Annotated in this window: 19 protein-coding genes; 9 read left to right on the forward strand and 10 right to left on the reverse strand. The window is 67.1% G+C overall.

The annotated features are described in order from the left end of the window. Positions 1–41 precede the first annotated feature (41 nt). Positions 42–554 (reverse strand): Lrp/AsnC family transcriptional regulator, encoded by a 513-nt coding sequence (locus tag ACWFRF_RS01275; RefSeq protein ID WP_452448429.1) that lies wholly within the window; start codon positions 552–554, stop codon positions 42–44. 120 nt (positions 555–674) lie between these two features. Here ACWFRF_RS01275 and ald point away from each other — a divergent pair, with 120 nt between their 5' ends. Beyond that, a complete protein-coding gene (gene ald, locus ACWFRF_RS01280) occupies positions 675–1,778 on the forward strand; it encodes an alanine dehydrogenase (protein ID WP_452448430.1) in 1,104 nt (367 codons plus the stop codon). Positions 1,779–1,830: 52 nt separating this feature from the next. Then, positions 1,831–3,291, forward strand: coding sequence for a phospholipase D-like domain-containing protein (locus tag ACWFRF_RS01285; protein WP_452448431.1), 1,461 nt, complete (start codon positions 1,831–1,833; stop codon positions 3,289–3,291). A gap of 39 nt (positions 3,292–3,330) precedes the next feature. On the opposite strand, the gene ACWFRF_RS01290 is transcribed toward ACWFRF_RS01285, so the two are convergent. Both ACWFRF_RS01290 and ACWFRF_RS01295 read right to left on the reverse strand, forming a co-directional pair. Continuing rightward, the gene (locus ACWFRF_RS01290) at positions 3,331–4,047 is read right to left on the reverse strand and encodes an HD domain-containing protein (protein WP_452448432.1); all 717 of its coding nucleotides are present in this window, start codon (positions 4,045–4,047) and stop codon (positions 3,331–3,333) included. Next, positions 4,037–4,654 (reverse strand): TetR/AcrR family transcriptional regulator, encoded by a 618-nt coding sequence (locus ACWFRF_RS01295; protein WP_379312982.1) that lies wholly within the window; start codon positions 4,652–4,654, stop codon positions 4,037–4,039. The genes ACWFRF_RS01290 and ACWFRF_RS01295 overlap by 11 nt, the downstream gene beginning before the upstream one ends. Positions 4,655–4,709: 55 nt before the next feature. Between ACWFRF_RS01295 and ACWFRF_RS01300 the strand changes: the two genes are divergently transcribed. Next, complete coding sequence (locus tag ACWFRF_RS01300; RefSeq protein ID WP_378989775.1) at positions 4,710–5,132, forward strand: PaaI family thioesterase; 423 nt, start codon at positions 4,710–4,712, stop codon at positions 5,130–5,132. Here ACWFRF_RS01300 and ACWFRF_RS01305 read toward each other — a convergent pair. Then, the gene (locus ACWFRF_RS01305; protein WP_452448433.1) at positions 5,117–6,034 is read right to left on the reverse strand and encodes an alpha/beta fold hydrolase; all 918 of its coding nucleotides are present in this window, start codon (positions 6,032–6,034) and stop codon (positions 5,117–5,119) included. The genes ACWFRF_RS01300 and ACWFRF_RS01305 overlap by 16 nt on opposite strands. A gap of 58 nt (positions 6,035–6,092) precedes the next feature. Here ACWFRF_RS01305 and ACWFRF_RS01310 point away from each other — a divergent pair, with 58 nt between their 5' ends. Both ACWFRF_RS01310 and ACWFRF_RS01315 read left to right on the forward strand, forming a co-directional pair. Next, a complete protein-coding gene (locus ACWFRF_RS01310; RefSeq protein WP_379317629.1) occupies positions 6,093–6,719 on the forward strand; it encodes a winged helix-turn-helix transcriptional regulator in 627 nt (208 codons plus the stop codon). Positions 6,720–6,788: 69 nt separating this feature from the next. Next, positions 6,789–7,853: a PQQ-dependent sugar dehydrogenase gene (locus ACWFRF_RS01315; protein ID WP_452448434.1), complete on the forward strand. Its 1,065-nt coding sequence runs from the start codon at positions 6,789–6,791 to the stop codon at positions 7,851–7,853. Between the two features lie 30 nt (positions 7,854–7,883). On the opposite strand, the gene ACWFRF_RS01320 is transcribed toward ACWFRF_RS01315, so the two are convergent. Together ACWFRF_RS01320 and ACWFRF_RS01325 are read right to left on the reverse strand one after the other, a co-directional pair. Further along, entirely contained in the window at positions 7,884–8,987 is a 1,104-nt protein-coding gene (locus tag ACWFRF_RS01320) for a metallophosphoesterase (protein ID WP_452448435.1), read from the reverse strand. Positions 8,988–9,086: 99 nt separating this feature from the next. After that, positions 9,087–9,923 (reverse strand): alpha/beta fold hydrolase, encoded by an 837-nt coding sequence (locus tag ACWFRF_RS01325; RefSeq protein WP_452448436.1) that lies wholly within the window; start codon positions 9,921–9,923, stop codon positions 9,087–9,089. Between the two features lie 119 nt (positions 9,924–10,042). On the opposite strand from ACWFRF_RS01325, the gene ACWFRF_RS01330 reads away from it, so the two are divergent. Continuing rightward, positions 10,043–10,738 (forward strand): LmeA family phospholipid-binding protein, encoded by a 696-nt coding sequence (locus ACWFRF_RS01330; RefSeq protein WP_452448437.1) that lies wholly within the window; start codon positions 10,043–10,045, stop codon positions 10,736–10,738. A 73-nt stretch (positions 10,739–10,811) separates the two neighbouring features. Continuing rightward, positions 10,812–12,155 (forward strand): PE-PPE domain-containing protein, encoded by a 1,344-nt coding sequence (locus tag ACWFRF_RS01335; protein ID WP_452448438.1) that lies wholly within the window; start codon positions 10,812–10,814, stop codon positions 12,153–12,155. Between the two features lie 45 nt (positions 12,156–12,200). On the opposite strand, the gene ACWFRF_RS01340 is transcribed toward ACWFRF_RS01335, so the two are convergent. Then, positions 12,201–12,767: a TetR/AcrR family transcriptional regulator gene (locus tag ACWFRF_RS01340; protein ID WP_452448439.1), complete on the reverse strand. Its 567-nt coding sequence runs from the start codon at positions 12,765–12,767 to the stop codon at positions 12,201–12,203. A gap of 89 nt (positions 12,768–12,856) precedes the next feature. Here ACWFRF_RS01340 and ACWFRF_RS01345 point away from each other — a divergent pair, with 89 nt between their 5' ends. Beyond that, positions 12,857–13,318: a PaaI family thioesterase gene (locus tag ACWFRF_RS01345; RefSeq protein WP_378630826.1), complete on the forward strand. Its 462-nt coding sequence runs from the start codon at positions 12,857–12,859 to the stop codon at positions 13,316–13,318. Between the two features lie 46 nt (positions 13,319–13,364). On the opposite strand, the gene ACWFRF_RS01350 is transcribed toward ACWFRF_RS01345, so the two are convergent. Then, the gene (locus ACWFRF_RS01350) at positions 13,365–14,447 is read right to left on the reverse strand and encodes a fatty acid desaturase family protein (RefSeq protein WP_452448440.1); all 1,083 of its coding nucleotides are present in this window, start codon (positions 14,445–14,447) and stop codon (positions 13,365–13,367) included. A gap of 258 nt (positions 14,448–14,705) precedes the next feature. Here ACWFRF_RS01350 and ACWFRF_RS01355 point away from each other — a divergent pair, with 258 nt between their 5' ends. Continuing rightward, entirely contained in the window at positions 14,706–14,966 is a 261-nt protein-coding gene (locus ACWFRF_RS01355) for a hypothetical protein (RefSeq protein ID WP_378989764.1), read from the forward strand. Positions 14,967–14,988: 22 nt separating this feature from the next. Here ACWFRF_RS01355 and ACWFRF_RS01360 read toward each other — a convergent pair whose 3' ends face one another. Together ACWFRF_RS01360 and ACWFRF_RS01365 are read right to left on the reverse strand one after the other, a co-directional pair. Continuing rightward, positions 14,989–15,606 (reverse strand): hypothetical protein, encoded by a 618-nt coding sequence (locus tag ACWFRF_RS01360; RefSeq protein WP_378989763.1) that lies wholly within the window; start codon positions 15,604–15,606, stop codon positions 14,989–14,991. Between the two features lie 75 nt (positions 15,607–15,681). Further along, a complete protein-coding gene (locus ACWFRF_RS01365; RefSeq protein ID WP_452448441.1) occupies positions 15,682–16,095 on the reverse strand; it encodes an arsenate reductase ArsC in 414 nt (137 codons plus the stop codon). Positions 16,096–16,102: the final 7 nt, after the last annotated feature.

Consider the following 16,102-nt stretch of genomic DNA (forward strand, 5'->3'; position numbering starts at 1 on the left):
GTCCACGCGGGCACAGTGCACAGGCTCGGCGTGATCCGATCTCAGCGGGTGGGCGGTGGGCTGCGAATGTGTTCGAAGACCAAGCTCGTCTCGGTCGAGGCGAATTCACGGGTCGCGCTGAGCTCCTGGGTGACGAACTCGCGCAACGCGTCCGGTGAGGCCGCCGACACCTGGATCAAGAAGTCGACCGTCCCGGCGAGGAAGTACACGTTCACCACACCCGGCAGCGCGGCGAGCTTGGCGCTGAGTTCACCGATTCGCGCCCGCGCCGCCGGCTGGACCTGAACCGAGATCATCGCCTGCAGGGGCAGCCCCAGCGCCTCCGGGGCGATGTCGGTGTAGAAGCCGCGGATCGCACCGAGTTCGCGGAGCCTGCGCAGCCGCAGCGAACAGGTCGACGCGGCGATGCCCACCCGGGCCGCCAGGACGTTGTTGGGTACGCGCGCGTCCTCGGCGAGTTCGGCGAGCAGCTGACGGTCGATGTCGTCCAGGCTCGACGGCGACCCCCGGAACGGCTGCACGGGGTGCGGTCGGGGTTGCTGTCGCGACGCCATCACCGCAGGATACTCAGCTCGGACGCCCAATTCCGCTGATCGTGCAGAGTTTATCGCTGATTGCTGTGGTTATCGCTGATGCTCGTGTCAGAACCCGAACATCCTCGAGGAGGAGCTTCCATGCGCATCGGTGTCCCCAAGGAAGTCAAGAACAACGAGTTTCGTGTGGCGATCACACCGATCGGCGTGCACGAACTGGTGTCGAACGGTCACCACGTGATCATCGAAGCCGGGGCCGGGGTGGGATCGTCGATTCCCGACTCCGAATACCTCGCGGCCGGAGCACAGATCCTCGCCGCGGCCGACGACGTCTGGGCCGGGTCGGACCTGGTGTTGAAGGTCAAAGAGCCAGTCGCCCAGGAATATCACCGCTTGCGCGCAGGACTCGCCCTGTTCACCTACCTGCATCTGGCCGCGGATCGGCCGTTGACCGAACAGCTACTGGCGCACCGGGTTACGGCCATCGCCTACGAGACCGTACAACTGCCGTCCGGGGCGCTGCCGTTGCTGTATCCGATGTCGGAGGTCGCGGGCTGTCTGGCGCCGCAGGTCGGCGCGCACGCGTTGATGAAGCCCTACGGTGGTCGCGGAGTGCTGCTCGGCGGTGTCGGCGGTGTCGACCAGGCCAAGGTGGTCATCATCGGGGCGGGCGTCGCGGGCCAGAACGCGGCCAACATCGCCTTGGGTATGGGCGCGGACGTGACCCTGCTCGACACCGATCTCGACAAGTTGCGGATGTCGTTCTGGCGCTACAACAACCGTGTGCGCGGCCTGGCGTCGTCGAAGCTGGCGATCGCCGAGCAGGTCCGCGCGGCGGACATGGTGATCGGCGCTGTGCTGATCCCCGGCGCCGCCGCCCCGAAGCTGGTGAGCAACGACCTCGTCGCGCAGATGAAGCCGGGTTCGGTGCTGGTCGATATCGCGGTCGATCAGGGCGGCTGCTTCGAAGACACCCACCCCACCACCCACGCGGAGCCGACCTATCCGGTCCACGAAACGACGTTCTATTGCGTGGCGAACATGCCGGGCTCGGTACCGCACACCTCGACCTACGCACTCACCAACGCCACCCTGCCCTACGTGGTGCCCTTGGCCGACAAGGGCTGGGAACGCGCCTGCGCCGAAGATCCCGGTCTCGCGCTGGGCCTGAACACCCATGCGGGCAACCTCACCAACGCCGCGGTCGCCGCGGCCCACGACCTGGGGGTCCACGCAGTAGTGTGAATCGTTCACCTGCGGGGACGGGTGGCCGGACGGACGAAAGAACTGACTACCCATGCGCGACGAGCAACCGATCCTTTCTCCCGGCGAAACCTGCTGGCAGATCGCCGAGGCGGACCGGCTGGCATGCATCGTCGACGCGGCGGACTACTTCCGCCATGCCAAGTCGGCGATGTTGCAAGCCCGCAAGCGCATCGTGCTGATCGGCTGGGATTTCGACACCCGGATCAAATTCGAACCACACGGCAAGACCCTCGAAGGACCAGAGCGGCTGGGCAAATTCCTGTCCTGGCTGCCACGGCATCGCCCGGACCTCGAGATCTATCTGCTGAAATGGAACATCGGCGCGTTCACCGCGATGAGCCGCGGGATGACACCGATCTTCGTCGTCAACTGGCTGACCGACCGTCGGCTGCACTTCGAAATGGACGCCGCGCACCCGATCGGGTCGGCACATCATCAAAAGATCGTGGTGATCGATGACCGGCTCGCCTTCTGCGGCGGCATCGACATGACTGTCGATCGCTGGGACACCAGCGACCACCGCGACGACAACGGTTTCCGGACCGCGCCGAACGGCAACCGCTACGGTCCCTGGCACGACGCGACCACCGCCGTCGACGGGGACGCGGCGAAAGCCATCGGCGAGCTGGCTCGTGCCAGATGGAAAGCGGCCACCGGCCGGGAACTGGACCCGCTCGGCGAGATCGCCGGGGACACTCCGTGGCCGCAGGGCCTGGAACCGACGATGCGGTCGGTCGATGTCGGTATCGCGCGGACGCTGCCCGAACTCGCCGACCGCGCCGAAGTTCGCGAGATCGAGGCGCTGTATCTGGCGGCGATCGCGGGCGCCACCAGGTCGCTCTACATCGAAAGCCAGTACCTCGCCTCGCGCACGCTCGCAGAGGCGATCGCGAGCCGCCTGCGCGAGCGCAACGGCCCGGAGGTCGTGCTGGTACTGCCCCGCAACGCCGACGGCTGGCTCGAGCAACAGGCCATGGATGGAGCCCGCCGCCGCCTGCTGCACCTGCTGTGGAAGGCCGACACCGAGAATCGGCTCGGCGTCTACTATCCCGTCACCGCCGCCGGTGCGCCCATCTATGTCCATGCCAAGGTGGTGGTGATGGACGACCGCCTGCTGCGGGTGGGATCGTCGAATCTCAACAACCGTTCGATGGGATTCGACACCGAATGCGATCTGGCCGTCGAGGTCACCCCTGCCACCGCGGACGGTGAGCAACTGCGCGAGACCATCCTCGGTATCCGGCGCACGCTGCTGTGCGAACATCTCGACGCCGAACCCGCGAAGTTCGACGCCACGCTCGCCGAGACATCCTCGCTGGTGCGCACCGTCGAGGCACTGCGCGGCGACGGCCGGACCCTGAAACGATTCGAGCCGGCGACCGTCGAGAACGAGGACAGTGCCCTGGCCGAGAACGACTTGATGGATCCCGAGCGAACCCCGACGCGACTGTGGGACAGCCTGTTTCCGGCCCGGGGTGTCCGCACCGACTGATCCTGGTTTCCTGATCGCTGCCTGCGCCCTCGACCGCCGTCAGCGGTCGAGGGGATTCAGCGCGATGGCGATCGGCATTCCCGCCCACCACAGTGTCGCCGCTGTCGAGCGTGGGCGGACGCGCGCTTCGTGGCGCATCGCGGCGGCGAACTCGCTACTGAATCCGTCGCGTCCGTGGCGGGCGTGGATTTCGGCGATCCGACCGGGATCGAGGTGGTGGGCGCGCAGCCCGACGACGTCCAGGTGGGCGGCGTCGTGCAGCAACCTCGCTTCGGCGCCGTCGTCGCGCGGAGTGCGCGGATCCATGTGCCGGGCGATGGCGGTATGGACGCACTGGCCCAGCTCGGGGGTAGCGCCCCGGTCGGTGACGAACGTGCGAGCCCGGTTGGCGCCGAGCAGGGCGAAACACCCCGTCGTCGCATCGCCGGGCGCACCCACTCCGACATCGTGCAGGACGCACGCGAGGTAGAGCGCCTCAGGATCGGGCGCGAGATCGTCCACTTGCGCCAAGGCCGTACCGAATTCCCAGCATCGCAGACTGTGCGCGAGCAGCGCCGGAGTGAGCACTTCCGTCGCCTCGTCCAGCGCGGAGCGACACAGCCGCGAATCCGGCGGTACCGGAACAGGCCACCCAGAAACGTCGCCGCCGCGACGCAGCCCGCGAACGAGATGGGGCAGGGCCATGGTCTGCGCGACCGATGCCGCACTCACAGTACGGATCTGCTGCCGTCGGCTGAGCTCGCCGTCACGCTTCATCGGGGCCGCCCACATGGGAAAGAAGATCGGCTCGGGCGATACCGAGCATGACATCCAGGGTCGATCGGTCGACCATCCGTCGCTGGAACAACGAGTAGGCACCGTTGCCCGCGGCCCACGAAACCAGCACCAGCGCACGGGCGTCGACATCGCATCCCCCGCGCCGCACTGCGGCGGCGAAGGATTCGACCAACCCGCCCAGCACACCGTCGATCTGCGTCTTGGCTTTCGCCGCCAGTTCGGATTCGCCGATATCGACGTCGGTCAGCGCCAGAATGCGCAGCGCGAGCGGGTTCTCCCGATGGAACGTGACGTAGCGGTCGAAGACGGCGGCCACTTCGTCGCGCGGGATCGGCTCGTCGCCGGTCGGTGCGGACATCGCCTCCGCATGGCGGGTCGCGATGCGCCACGCCAGCGCGGCGTACACATCGGCCTTGCCCGCACGGAAGTTGGCGTAGATCGAACTGACCGCGACGTCGGCCTCACCGGCGAGCATGTCGATGGTGGTGCCGCGGTAGCCCTCTCGCTGGAACAGGATCTGCGCGGCATCGAGAACGGCGGTGTGTGTCCGGCGTTTTCGTCTGTCTGTCGGGGGTTCCAACGTCATACGAAATACCGTAGTCTCATTCCGATATCGTAGTCAACTTCCGATAGGAGTCTCGATGATCACCTCCCCCCGCACCGGCAGCGAAGCAATGTCGCTGTTCCTGCCCCAATCCCCTTTCGTCCAGCACATGGGCATCGAGCTCATCGACATCGACGAAGGCCGGGCCCGCCTGCGCATGCCGTTCCGGGACGAACTCGTCACGGTCGGCGACATGGTTCACGGCGGCGCCCTCGCGAGCTGCATCGACATCGGCATCATGGCCGCGTCCTGGGCAGGCGCGCGCCTGCCCGAGCAGCTGCGCGGCGTCACCGTCTCGATGTCGATCGACTTCATCCAGCCCGCCCGCGCCGAAAGCATCGACATCATCGGCACCCGCCTGCGCGCGGGCCGCCAGCTCAGCACCTGCCGGGTCGACATCGTCGCCACCGATGACGGTCGGTTGATCGCGGCGGGCGGCGGCACTTACAAAGTGGGCTGAATCGCCGTCCAGTCGCGGATCGCGGCGACGAACTCCTCGGGTGCGTCGGATTCGACGTAGGTGCCCGCGCCCTCGACGATCACCGTCTTGTGGTCGGTGAACGTCGCTTCCAGACGCTCGCGCTCCTGCGCACGGAAGGCGATGTCGGCATCGCCCCACACGATCAGCGTCGGCAGCTGAGCGACGTCGCCGAGCCCGGCCTCGACCTCGGCGAAGAAGTCCCGGCTCGCGAGAACCCGGCCGGGAAGCACGGCGCAGGCTTGGCGCCGCTCAGGGGTGCCGAGCGCCTGACGGTAGTGCGTCATTTCGGCTGCGGTCGGCTTTCGCCGTCGATGGCCGGTGGGAATGAACCCGTTCACGAGGAGGTTGAGCCGCCGGACCAGGAAGCGGACCGCGGGGCCGCCGATGATGCGACCGAAGGCCTCGAAGTGGAGGACCCCGTTGACCGGCCAGGCCCAGGTGTTGGCGAGGACCAGCCGATCGAAGACGCCCGGCCGCCGCTGCGCGACCGCCAGGCCGATCATGCCGCCCCAATCCTGCCCGACCAAGGTGACTCCCTCGAGGCCGAGCGCGTCGACGAACCCGGTGACCACCGCTGCGTGCTCCTCGGGCAGGAAGCGGTAGCCGGGCCGCGGCGAGGACAGCCCGAATCCCGGGTAGTCGAGTGCGACGCAACGAAAGTCGCCGCGCAGTGCGCCGATCACGTCGCGCCACAGGAACGACCAGGTCGGATTGCCGTGCAGCAGTAGCAGAGTGGGGCCTGATCCCTCGTCGACGTAGTGCACGGTGTGCCCGTCGATCTCGACGAACCGACTCTCGAACGGGAACAGTTCGTCGTCGACCCAACCGGGCCGCACGCGCTTGGTGGTGTCGACCATGGTGGCCCCCTCAGGGCTCGGCATCAGGGTATACTTGAGGATCTCACGTGCACTTGAGAAGATCAAGCGATGGTAGGAAACGATGCGTAGCTACGGTCAGTACTGCGGGCTCGCCCGATCCCTCGAAGTCGTCGGTGACCGGTGGAACCTGCTCATCGTCCGCGAGCTTCTCCTTGCCCCCGCTCGCTACCGGGACCTGATCGAGGGCCTGCCCGGCATCGCGACCAACCTGCTCGCCGATCGGCTTCGCGACCTCGAGGCCTCGGGTGTGGTCGAGCGGCGACTGACCGGCGAGGGCAGCGTGGTCGAGTACGCCCTGACGCCGTGGGGTGCCGAGCTGCGCCGACCGATCGAGAGCCTGATTCGCTGGTCCACACCGTTGATGGTTCGTGGTCCCGCCGACGGTGACGCCTTCCGCCCCGGATGGCTCGCCCTCGCCGTCCCCGCCTTGCTCGACGCCCGTATCGAGGTTCGTCCGTCGGCGACAGTCGGTCTCGAGATCGGCGACTCACTCTTCCAGCTCCGCGCGTCGCGCTCGGGCTTCGAGGTCGGCGCGCATGACGGCCGCGCACTCGACGCCACTGTCCGCGCTGACCCCGGCTACATCCTCGGCCTCGCCGCCGGCGCGATCACTCTCAGCGATGCCCTCGCGCTCGGATTGGTCGCGATCGATGGCGACGAGTCCGTTGTGCGCGCTGTCTTCGCCTGATGCGGTCACCGGTTTCAGGCGCTCGCCACACCTGGTAGGCGATCGAACGGCGGGTTTAGTCTCGAAGACATGGAGTTCCGCACCAGAGCGTGTCTCGTGGCGTTCGGCTCGGCCATCGCTCTGCTGTGCGGCTGCGCCCCCAGCGAGCGGGCCGAGCAGGCAACCACCCGGACCGGCGCGTCCGGCCCCGACACCACCGTCACCGAGGAGCTCGACGCCCCGTGGTCGATCGCCTTCCACGGCTCGACCGCACTGGTGAGCGAACGTGACAGCGCCCGTATCCTCGAAATCGGTACCGACGGAGCACAATACGAGGTGGGGGTCATCGAGGACGTCGAGCCGTCCGGCGAGGGCGGTCTGCTCGGCATCGCGGTGCGCGAGGGGCACCTGTTCGCCTACTACACCACCGCCGATGACAATCGCATCGAACGATTCGACCTCACCGGGCAGCCCGGCAACCTCGGACTGGGCAGCGGCACAACGATTCTCACCGGCCTACCCGCCGCCACCAATCACAACGGCGGCCGGATCGCCTTCGGACCCGACGGAATGCTGTATGCCACCGTCGGCGACGCGGGTAATCGCCGAACGGCCCAGGATCGCGCGTCCCTCGGCGGAAAGATCCTGCGCATGACACCGGACGGGCGGGCACCCGCCGACAACCCTCTGCCGGAATCACTCGTCTACAGCTACGGCCACCGGAACCCGCAGGGCATCACCTGGGCGCCGGACGGGCGGATGCTCGCCAGCGAATTCGGCCAGAACACCTGGGACGAACTCAATCTCATCCAACCCGGCGGAAATTACGGGTGGCCCGAGGTCGAAGGCATCGCGGGGCGGGCGGGCTTCCTCGACCCTGTGCAGCAGTGGAAACCGTTTGAGGCCAGCCCGAGCGGGATGACGACTGTCGACGGGTTCGTCTACCTCGCGAATCTGCGCGGTGAGCGACTGCGCCGAATCCCGCTCGACGACCTCGCCCATTCGACCGAGCTCCTCGTCGGCGAGTACGGACGCCTTCGCGATGTCGCCGTCGCGCCGGACGGGTCCCTGTGGCTGCTGACGAACAACACCGACGGCCGCGGTGATCCTACCGACAGGGACGACCGCATCGTCCGGCTCGGACTCGGCACCTGAACGCGGCGAAACATCCTGTGCCGCAGGCGTTCACCGCTGGGGATGCAGCACCAGCACGGTGATCTCACTCGGTGCGAACACCCGCATCGGCGGACCCCAGTAGCCGGTGCCGCGGCTGGTGTAGAGCTGGGTGTTCGCGTGCCTGCTCAAGCCGGAAACGACCGGCTGATCGAGTCGGACCAGATAGTGAAACGGCCAGATCTGACCGCCGTGGGTGTGCCCGGAGATTTGCAGTTCCACCCCGGCCGCGGCACTGTCGGTGACCTGTTCGGGCTGGTGGGCCAGCAGGACGACCGGTGCGGCGGGGTCGGTGCCCGCGAGCGCGGCGGGCAGGTCGGGACCGTGTCCGGGCACATCGGCGGTGGGGTCGTCGATACCGGCGACAACCAACCGGTCACCGTCGCGGTCGATGGTCCGGTGCGCGTTGTGCAGCGGCTGCCAGCCGATGCCGGCCATGTAGTCGATCCAGCTCTGGGCGTCGTCGAGGTACTCGTGATTGCCGGTGATGTAGAACCGGCCGAGCGGCGCTTCGACGTCGGCGAGCGGGGCGACCTGATCGCGGCGCTGCTCCACCGAACCGTCGACGAGATCCCCGGCCAGCCCCACGATGTCGGGCCGCTGCGCATTCACCACGTCGACGACTTCTCGCGACCATCCCTCCCGGTCGATCGCGGCGAAGTGAGTATCGGTGAGCACCACGACCCGCAGCCCGTCGAGTCCCTCGGCCAAGCCCGGGATCGCGATGTCGACGGTCCGAACCTGCGGCACCCGCCGCGCCTCGTACACCCCGTACCCCGTGAGCACCGCCGACACCACCACCACACCCAGAGCCACCCCTTGGGTAACGCGCATCCCGGTGACCCCGGCAACACGCAGCGCGCCCCGGACAACCGACCCGATCACCGACCAGACGAACACCACCCACAACACCCCGAGCAGCACGTCACCGGCAATCGCCGCCGGGTCGAACTGCGGCGGACCGTGCCCGAAGAACATGGCGACAGGCAGACCGACGAAGCCGGCAACGCAGACCCCGGTCCCGACCCGATACCGCAACCCACTGCGCCCGGTCGGCGCGGCAACCAGCACCCACCACGGCACCGCGAACATCACCGCCGCAATCAACACGATCACTATCAGCACTACAGCGGAGCTCACGAAGTCCCGTTCCACCCAGGGCCACCCCGTCCGGGCAGCACGCCACCCCAGATCATTTCAGTTCAGGTCGTCGCATCAGCCGGCACGGTCATCCGAACTCGTGAGGCGGTCGAGGATGTTTGCTATCTCGTTGGGGTGCAGGCGAATCCCCATGTGGCTGGTGTCGACCGTGTGGACGTCGAAAGGATTGGTGGGCGTGAGGGCGTCGGCTTCGGCGATCATCTTGTCCTGCATTTCGGGTGGGATCGCCCGGTCCCTGGACAGCCGGATATAGGTGCGTGGGATCGTTCCCCAGGTGCTGGCGTGCACGCGCGAATCGGCGGTCAGTACAGAGGGGGAATCCGCCGGTTCCAGCAGGTTCAGGCAGGCGCGGAATTGCTCGTCCGTGGCGTCGGCCATCAGACCGTCCTTGAGCGCCATCAGCGTGTCCGGGTCAGCCGTACGCCAGTTGACCGGGACGGTGGCGACGTCGTGGTGGCCGAGGGTTGCCAGATAGGCGGCCACGCTGGGGAGTTCGACGCAGCACCAGGCGGAGATGTAGACGACGCGGGCGAGCGCCTCGGGAATCGCGTTGCCGACAGCGCTGATCGTGGCACCTCCACCGCTGGTCCCCACCAGCACGACCGGCCCGAACACCCCGGCTCTGCGAACGATGGCTTCGACGTGAGAAACGTTGTCCTGCAGTGTCACCGCAGCCGTCGGCGCCGGCAGTTCCGTGAATGCGGCGAGGTCCTGCGGGGCCTGGTAGGACATCGGGAAGTAGGCGTCGGCGCCGTGGCCCGGTAGGTCGACGGCGATCGCTCTGTGTCCACACAGTCCGAGTTCACGCAGGAGAGGTGTCCAGTATCCAGCGTTGCCGTGCGCGCCGTGCACGAACACGAATGTCGGTCGGCCATCCCACGGGCTCAGCAACTCGGCTCTCCTTCGGTGAACGCGGCAACCACCCACGGTAGAGGAATATCTGGCGGGTCGAGGGCAGCATTCGGCCGCGATCCACAGCATGATGGGGGGATGGCCGAGATGGTGAATGTATGCGTGCCCTGCTGATCCTGATCGTTGTGCTGGCGATCGGGCTGGTTGTGGGCGATCGGGTCGCAGTTGTGGTGGCGCAGAACGAGATCGGACGCCAGGTTGCCGCCGAGTACAACCTGGCGGAGCGACCGGATGTCGAGATCGCCGGGTTTCCGTTCCTGACCCAGGCCGTCGCCGGTACCTATTCCGACATCGACATCCGGATCGGCGACTGGAGTGGGCACAACATTTCCGTCCACGATCTCGACGTCGCGCTGACCGACGTCTCCGCACCGCTGGGCGACCTGATCAACAACCGCACGTCCGAACTTGTCGCGGCTACGGCGACCGCGACCGCGGTGGTCCCCTACGACGTCGTGCTGGGTTTCGCGCCGGAGGGCGTGGAGTCGATCTCCGACAGCCCGCAAGGGCTGCGCGCCACCGGGTCGTTCTCGGTGGCGGGGATCTCGGTGCCCGCGACGGTTTTCGTCACCGTCGCACCGACCGAGGCGGGCATCGAGGTCACCCCGGTGTCGGTCCAGGCCGCGGCAGGCGGACCGACGATCTCCCTGGCATTGCTGCGCCAATCGCTGACCTTCGTCGTGCCGCTGCAAGCACTGCCGCTCGGTGCCCGCCTGACCGCCATCCAACCGGGCGCCGACGGTCTACACGCGACCGCCGTAGCCCACGACGTGCGTTTCGACGATCTTCCGTAGCACTCCTTGCCCGGTAGCACGGTCCGCCAGAATTGCCCTGACCTCGCACTTCCCCCCATCGAAGGGATAGTCAATGATGCAGGTGTCGAGAGCGCGAGTTGCCGATACACCGCCCGTCGCGACCGGATTCGGTGGTCACCGTCGACGGCGGTCGATGATCCGCGACGGCGCGTCCGTGGCAGTGCTGGCGGCGCTGGGCGTGAGTTGGATCAAGGCACAGGCTTTCGGCACGGTGGCCTTGGCGACGACGGCGCTGATCGTTCCGGGAACCGGTACCAGCGACCCCGCGGTGGCGCACAACTTCGAAAGCAACGCGTACCAGAACTTCATCGATCCCGGCGCTCGCGGCTGCACCGACAACGAGTGCCCCGGCGTCGCCTTCGTTCCCGTCCCGTACGACGCGGCGCTGTGGCCGCTCATCTCGTCGAAAGGCCCGGACGCGTCGTCGGCGAAGTGGGACACCTCGGTGGCCGACGGTGTGGCGAACCTCGACGCGATCGCGACGCGAGTCATGGATTCGAATCCGGGCGACGCCGTTGTCATCTTCGGATACTCACAGGGCGCGACGGTGGCCAGCGCGGAGAAGGCTGCCTCGGCCGAGCTGTCGCAGACGGACAAGGACCGCCTGTCGTTCGTACTCATCGCGAATCCGAACCGGCCCAACGGGGGGATCATCGAACGGCCGGTGCGTTTCGGTCGGCTCCCGATCGCCGACATCAGCTTCGGCCCACCCACCCCCACCGATACCGGCATCCGGACAACGGATATCGCGATGCAGTACGACGGCATCTCGGACTTTCCGGCGTATCCACTCAATGTGCTCGCCGACGCGAATGCCGTGCTGGGCACTGTCCTGATCCATCCGTCGTATCTGCAACCCAAGGGCAACGGCGCGGGCAGCCAACCCAAGGCGGGCGCGGCCGTCTACGGATACCCGGACCGCTCCGACTACATCGCGCAACAGAACTGCGCCGCGCATCCCGGGAACTGCCAGCACCACGGCGATACGACCTACATTTCGCTGCCCAACCCGCAGGGAACGCTGCCGCTGCTGTATCCGCTGCGTGCACTCGGGAAACACACCGACCACTCGGCGGTGACAGAACCCGCGGCCGCCCTGATGGAGCCCGCACTGCGGGTACTGATCGAAACGGGATACGACCGCGCGGACTACTCGACGCCTACGCCACTGCGGTTCGACCAGCCGGTGAATCCGGAGAAGGCCACTCAGCTGCCGGCCGATCTTCGGCTCGCCATCGAGCAGGGCATCGCCGACGCCGACGCGGTGATGGAGAACCCGGCACACCACGCCGACCGAACGCTGCCGCTGGAATCGGTACTGGCCAATGCCGAGGATCTGCTACCTCCGAACCCAGCGACGCCTCTCGTCCACGCTCTCTTCACACCGACCGGCTAGCGCCACCGGTCTCAGGTCGACGCCGATCGGGTGTGCATCGAACTTTCAGAGTTCGAGAAGTTTGACGAGGTTGATCCCCGCGTCGTCGAGCGGCTGAAGAGATTTCTCGCTGCGACCTCGAATGATCGCGCCTTGGATCGTGCTGACGATGACGCTACCGACCGACGCTGCCGCGGCGGAGTCCATGCCCGTCGAGATCAGCAAATCGGCCAGTCGGCGGGTCCAGTCGGCGAAAACAGTGGCCGACGCCGCTTGCACGGCCGGCGAGTCGGCGCCGCTCTGCGCGGCGGCCACGATCGGGCAGCCTGCGGTGAACGACGACGTGTCGAGTACCCGCTTCCAGACGTCCACCAGTCCGAGAACGACCTGCGCCGGTGACGACGACGCAGCGACCAGCGCGTCGATCGTCGCACTGATCTGTTGCCCGGCATGCAGGGTCGCCTGCTCCATGAGTTCGTTCTTGCCGCCGGGGAAGTGCAGGTATATCGAGCCTCGGGCGGTCTTGCTGTGGGCGAGGAGCTCGGTCAGCCCGGTCGCGGCGACTCCGTGTTCCCGCATCATGATTATCGCGCTGCGGATGAGGCGTTCTCGTGGCCCCGCCACTGTGTTCATCGGCAACCCTTCCGCAATAGACCGATCAGTTCATCCTACGGTATCGTCGTCGACGATAGAACGATTGGTCTATCCACAGAGAGGGCACGATGACTACCGCAACGCACAACCCTGAAACTCCGGATTTCGCCACCATGAGCGGACTCGAACTGCTGCGCGCGGCGACCGCGATGCCCGATCGAGCCGGAATCGGCACGCTGCTCGGCATGACGGTCGAGGAACTCGAGTTCGGGCGGGTGTCGTTCAGCCTCGTCACGCGGCCCGATTTCGCCAACCCACTCGGCACCACCCACGGCGGTATCTGCGCGACCCTGCTGGACTCGGTGATGGGTTGCGCGGTTCATTCCGCACTGGATGCCGGGGTCGGATACGGCACGCTGGAGCTGAAGGTCAACTACATCCGATCTGTCCCGACCGACGGGCGCCGCCTCATCGGCACCGGCACGACGTTGCATGTCGGCCGCACCACGGCCACAGCCGAAGGCAAGGTGTTCGACGAGGCAGGCAAACTCGTCGCCCACGCCACCACCACCTGCATCATTCATCGCTGACCTCAGCCGGGGCGAACCCCGATCACCAGCGTGACCGGGGCCGGATTCAGCGATCGCGGCGGAGCACGTCGGCATCCGGGGGCTCGGCGGCACGAAGGGGCGCGCCGACGTGGTGCAGGTGGGTCAGCGCCTCGCGATACGAGGCGATCAGGCCGGTCTCGTGGTACGGCACGCCGATTTCGGCGCAGTAGTCGCGGACGATCACCTGGGCATGACGCAGGTTCGGCGTCGGCATGCTCGGGAACAGATGGTGTTCGATCTGATAGTTGAGTCCGCCGAGGGCGAGGTCGGTCACCACACCGCCGCGCACATTGCGGGAGGTCAGCACCTGGCGACGGAGGTAGTCGGGGCGGTCGTCACCGGTCAAGGTCGGCATGCCCTTGTGGTTGGGGGCGAAGATGCAGCCCATGTACAGGCCGAACAGGCCCTGGTGGACGGCGAGGAACACGAGAGCTTTGTCGGCGGGCAGGACCGCGAACAGTGCGGTCAGGTAGAGGGCGAAGTGACCCAACAGCAGCGCGCCCTCCCAGCCGCGATGTTTGACCGAACGATTCTTTAGCGCCCGCACACCGGCCAGGTGCAGGTTGAGGCCCTCCAGCAACAGCAGGGGGAAGAACAGGAACGCCTGCGCCCGTCCGATGAGACGCGGCAGACCGCGGCTGGAACGTGCCTGCTGTTGTGACCAGACCAGGATGTCGGGTGCGACATCGGGGTCGAGTTCCTCGTGGTTCGGATTGGCGTGATGGCGGGTGTGCTTGTCCTGCCACCAGCCGTAGCCGAGGCCGATGCCGGCGTTGCCCGCGATTCTTCCCACGAGCTCGGTGGGCTGACGCAGCCGGAACACTTGCCGGTGGGCGACATCGTGCATCACCAGCGCGACCTGCGCGAACGTCACGGCCATGAACGCCGCGACCAGCAGGGTCCACCACGAGTCGCCGACGAGGACGAACGCCGCCCAGCCGCCCACGAACGCGGTCCCGACGAGACTCAGCCGCATCGCGTAGTAGACAGGGCGGCGGCGCAGCAGCCCCGCGTCGGAGATTCTGCGCAACAGGCGGGCGTAATCGCCGTCGGCGCGGCGCCGCGGCGACCGTGGAGGTGACTCGGGAACCAGAGCAGGTGTCGTCATCTCCCGAAGCTATCGACCGAATTCTCGTCGGCCGTAATCCCTTGGTATGACATCGAATCGGACTGCGGGGTGATATTCCGGACGCGCCCACGGGCCGACGCGACCGAACGGTGACCCACGGACGCATCCGCGCCGCCCGAGCGGACGGCGCGGATTCGAGGGTTCAACCGTGACGCTTGCGGGTAAAGAAAGCTCGACACCGTTCGCGAATCCGGCGAACGGGGCGTCCTGGCGGACGTTCACAGGGTGGAGAACAGCTTGCTGAAATTGATCGAGCTCATACGGAAACCGGCACAGGCGACAGTCCCGACCGAGCCCCCGACCGCGGCCGGGTCGCTACGGGCGGGCGACATCGTGCTCACCGCCAAGCGCAGCTACCGGGTGGTCAGCACCAGCTTCGCCGACGACGCGCGTCGCGCGGGCCGAGTGGTCGCCGACACCGTCGATCTGGTCACCGGACGCCTGCGCGTGCTCGACTTCCCGAGCGCCGACACGATGGTCACCGTCAAAACGGCCTAGCCCGTCAAAACGGCCTAGCCCGTCAGACCGGCCGATGCCGGACATCGGCGGGGTACGGCTGTCGAGGCGCAGCGTAACCGCCGGTGGCGGGTCCCTCTTTCTCGATCACACGACGCTGCTCGACACTGCGCGCGCGTTCAGCGAACGCGATGTCTCTGGTGCTGAGCACCGATAGCCGGCCCAGCGAGCTCGCGGCGAAGAACAGGATCAGCGCGCCGAGTCCGTAGAAGAACGTCAGCTGCAGCAGCGCGCGCTTCAGATCCGAGGTGGCGACCGGTTCGCCGATGTCCCCGAGACGCAGCAGATCGGCCAGGAACGGCCCGATCACGAACCACGCGCCTGCCGCGACCGACAGCCAGCCACCGAAACTCGCGACCACCCGGTTCCTGCTCATCAGCATGAGCAGTCCACCGACGATCGCGACAACGCCCGGCAGGACCTGCAGCCAGCCGCGGGCCGAGGTCCAGACCCACGGCTCGTCGGGGGTGTACGCGAAATCGAAGTACGGCCCGACGAACGGGATGAGTGCGCCCCAGATGCCGAGGAGCAGCACCGCGAGCCCGCCCAGCGCGCCCCGGCTACGCGGAATACGCAATCGCCCGACGGTCCCGGTCGACACTTTCTCGTCGTGATCCACCATGACGCCTCCGATCATCGAGAACAGAAGTACGAAGCGCTTACCCCGACCGGGACCGAATACGCACCGGCGCCGAAATCACCGCATGGTCTGTGGCAACAACTCCCCGATCAGGGCTTGCACGCGGGACTTGATCTCGTCGCGAATCGGGCGGACCGCATCGACGCCCTTGCCCGCGGGGTCGTCCAGGACCCAATCCCGGTAGCTCACGCCGGGGTACCAAGGGCAGGTGTCGCCGCAGCCCATGGTGATCACGACGTCGGAGGTTTCCACCGCGTCGGAGGTCAGGATCTTCGGGGTCCGGTCGGCGATATCGATGCCGAGTTCGGCCATCGCGGCGACCGCGGACGGATTGATCGTGTCGGCGGGCGTGCTACCCGCCGACCGAACCTCGATCGCGTCACCGGCGAGATGGGCGAGGAATCCGGCGGCCATCTGGGAGCGACCCGCGTTGTGCACGCAGACGAACAACACGCTGGGCTTGGTAGTCATGGGTGGT

This window comes from Nocardia sp. NPDC055165, assembly GCF_053606985.1.

Coding starts and splice junctions, on each gene's coding strand:
- ACWFRF_RS01275 (WP_452448429.1), bottom strand. CDS start 554: ATGGCGTCGCGACAGCAACCCCGACCGCACCCCGTGCAGCCGTTCCGG.
- ald (WP_452448430.1), top strand. CDS start 675: ATGCGCATCGGTGTCCCCAAGGAAGTCAAGAACAACGAGTTTCGTGTG.
- ACWFRF_RS01285 (WP_452448431.1), top strand. CDS start 1,831: ATGCGCGACGAGCAACCGATCCTTTCTCCCGGCGAAACCTGCTGGCAG.
- ACWFRF_RS01290 (WP_452448432.1), bottom strand. CDS start 4,047: ATGAAGCGTGACGGCGAGCTCAGCCGACGGCAGCAGATCCGTACTGTG.
- ACWFRF_RS01295 (WP_379312982.1), bottom strand. CDS start 4,654: ATGACGTTGGAACCCCCGACAGACAGACGAAAACGCCGGACACACACC.
- ACWFRF_RS01300 (WP_378989775.1), top strand. CDS start 4,710: ATGATCACCTCCCCCCGCACCGGCAGCGAAGCAATGTCGCTGTTCCTG.
- ACWFRF_RS01305 (WP_452448433.1), bottom strand. CDS start 6,034: ATGCCGAGCCCTGAGGGGGCCACCATGGTCGACACCACCAAGCGCGTG.
- ACWFRF_RS01310 (WP_379317629.1), top strand. CDS start 6,093: ATGCGTAGCTACGGTCAGTACTGCGGGCTCGCCCGATCCCTCGAAGTC.
- ACWFRF_RS01315 (WP_452448434.1), top strand. CDS start 6,789: ATGGAGTTCCGCACCAGAGCGTGTCTCGTGGCGTTCGGCTCGGCCATC.
- ACWFRF_RS01330 (WP_452448437.1), top strand. CDS start 10,043: ATGCGTGCCCTGCTGATCCTGATCGTTGTGCTGGCGATCGGGCTGGTT.
- ACWFRF_RS01335 (WP_452448438.1), top strand. CDS start 10,812: ATGATGCAGGTGTCGAGAGCGCGAGTTGCCGATACACCGCCCGTCGCG.
- ACWFRF_RS01340 (WP_452448439.1), bottom strand. CDS start 12,767: ATGAACACAGTGGCGGGGCCACGAGAACGCCTCATCCGCAGCGCGATA.
- ACWFRF_RS01345 (WP_378630826.1), top strand. CDS start 12,857: ATGACTACCGCAACGCACAACCCTGAAACTCCGGATTTCGCCACCATG.
- ACWFRF_RS01350 (WP_452448440.1), bottom strand. CDS start 14,447: ATGACGACACCTGCTCTGGTTCCCGAGTCACCTCCACGGTCGCCGCGG.
- ACWFRF_RS01360 (WP_378989763.1), bottom strand. CDS start 15,606: ATGGTGGATCACGACGAGAAAGTGTCGACCGGGACCGTCGGGCGATTG.
- ACWFRF_RS01365 (WP_452448441.1), bottom strand. CDS start 16,095: ATGACTACCAAGCCCAGCGTGTTGTTCGTCTGCGTGCACAACGCGGGT.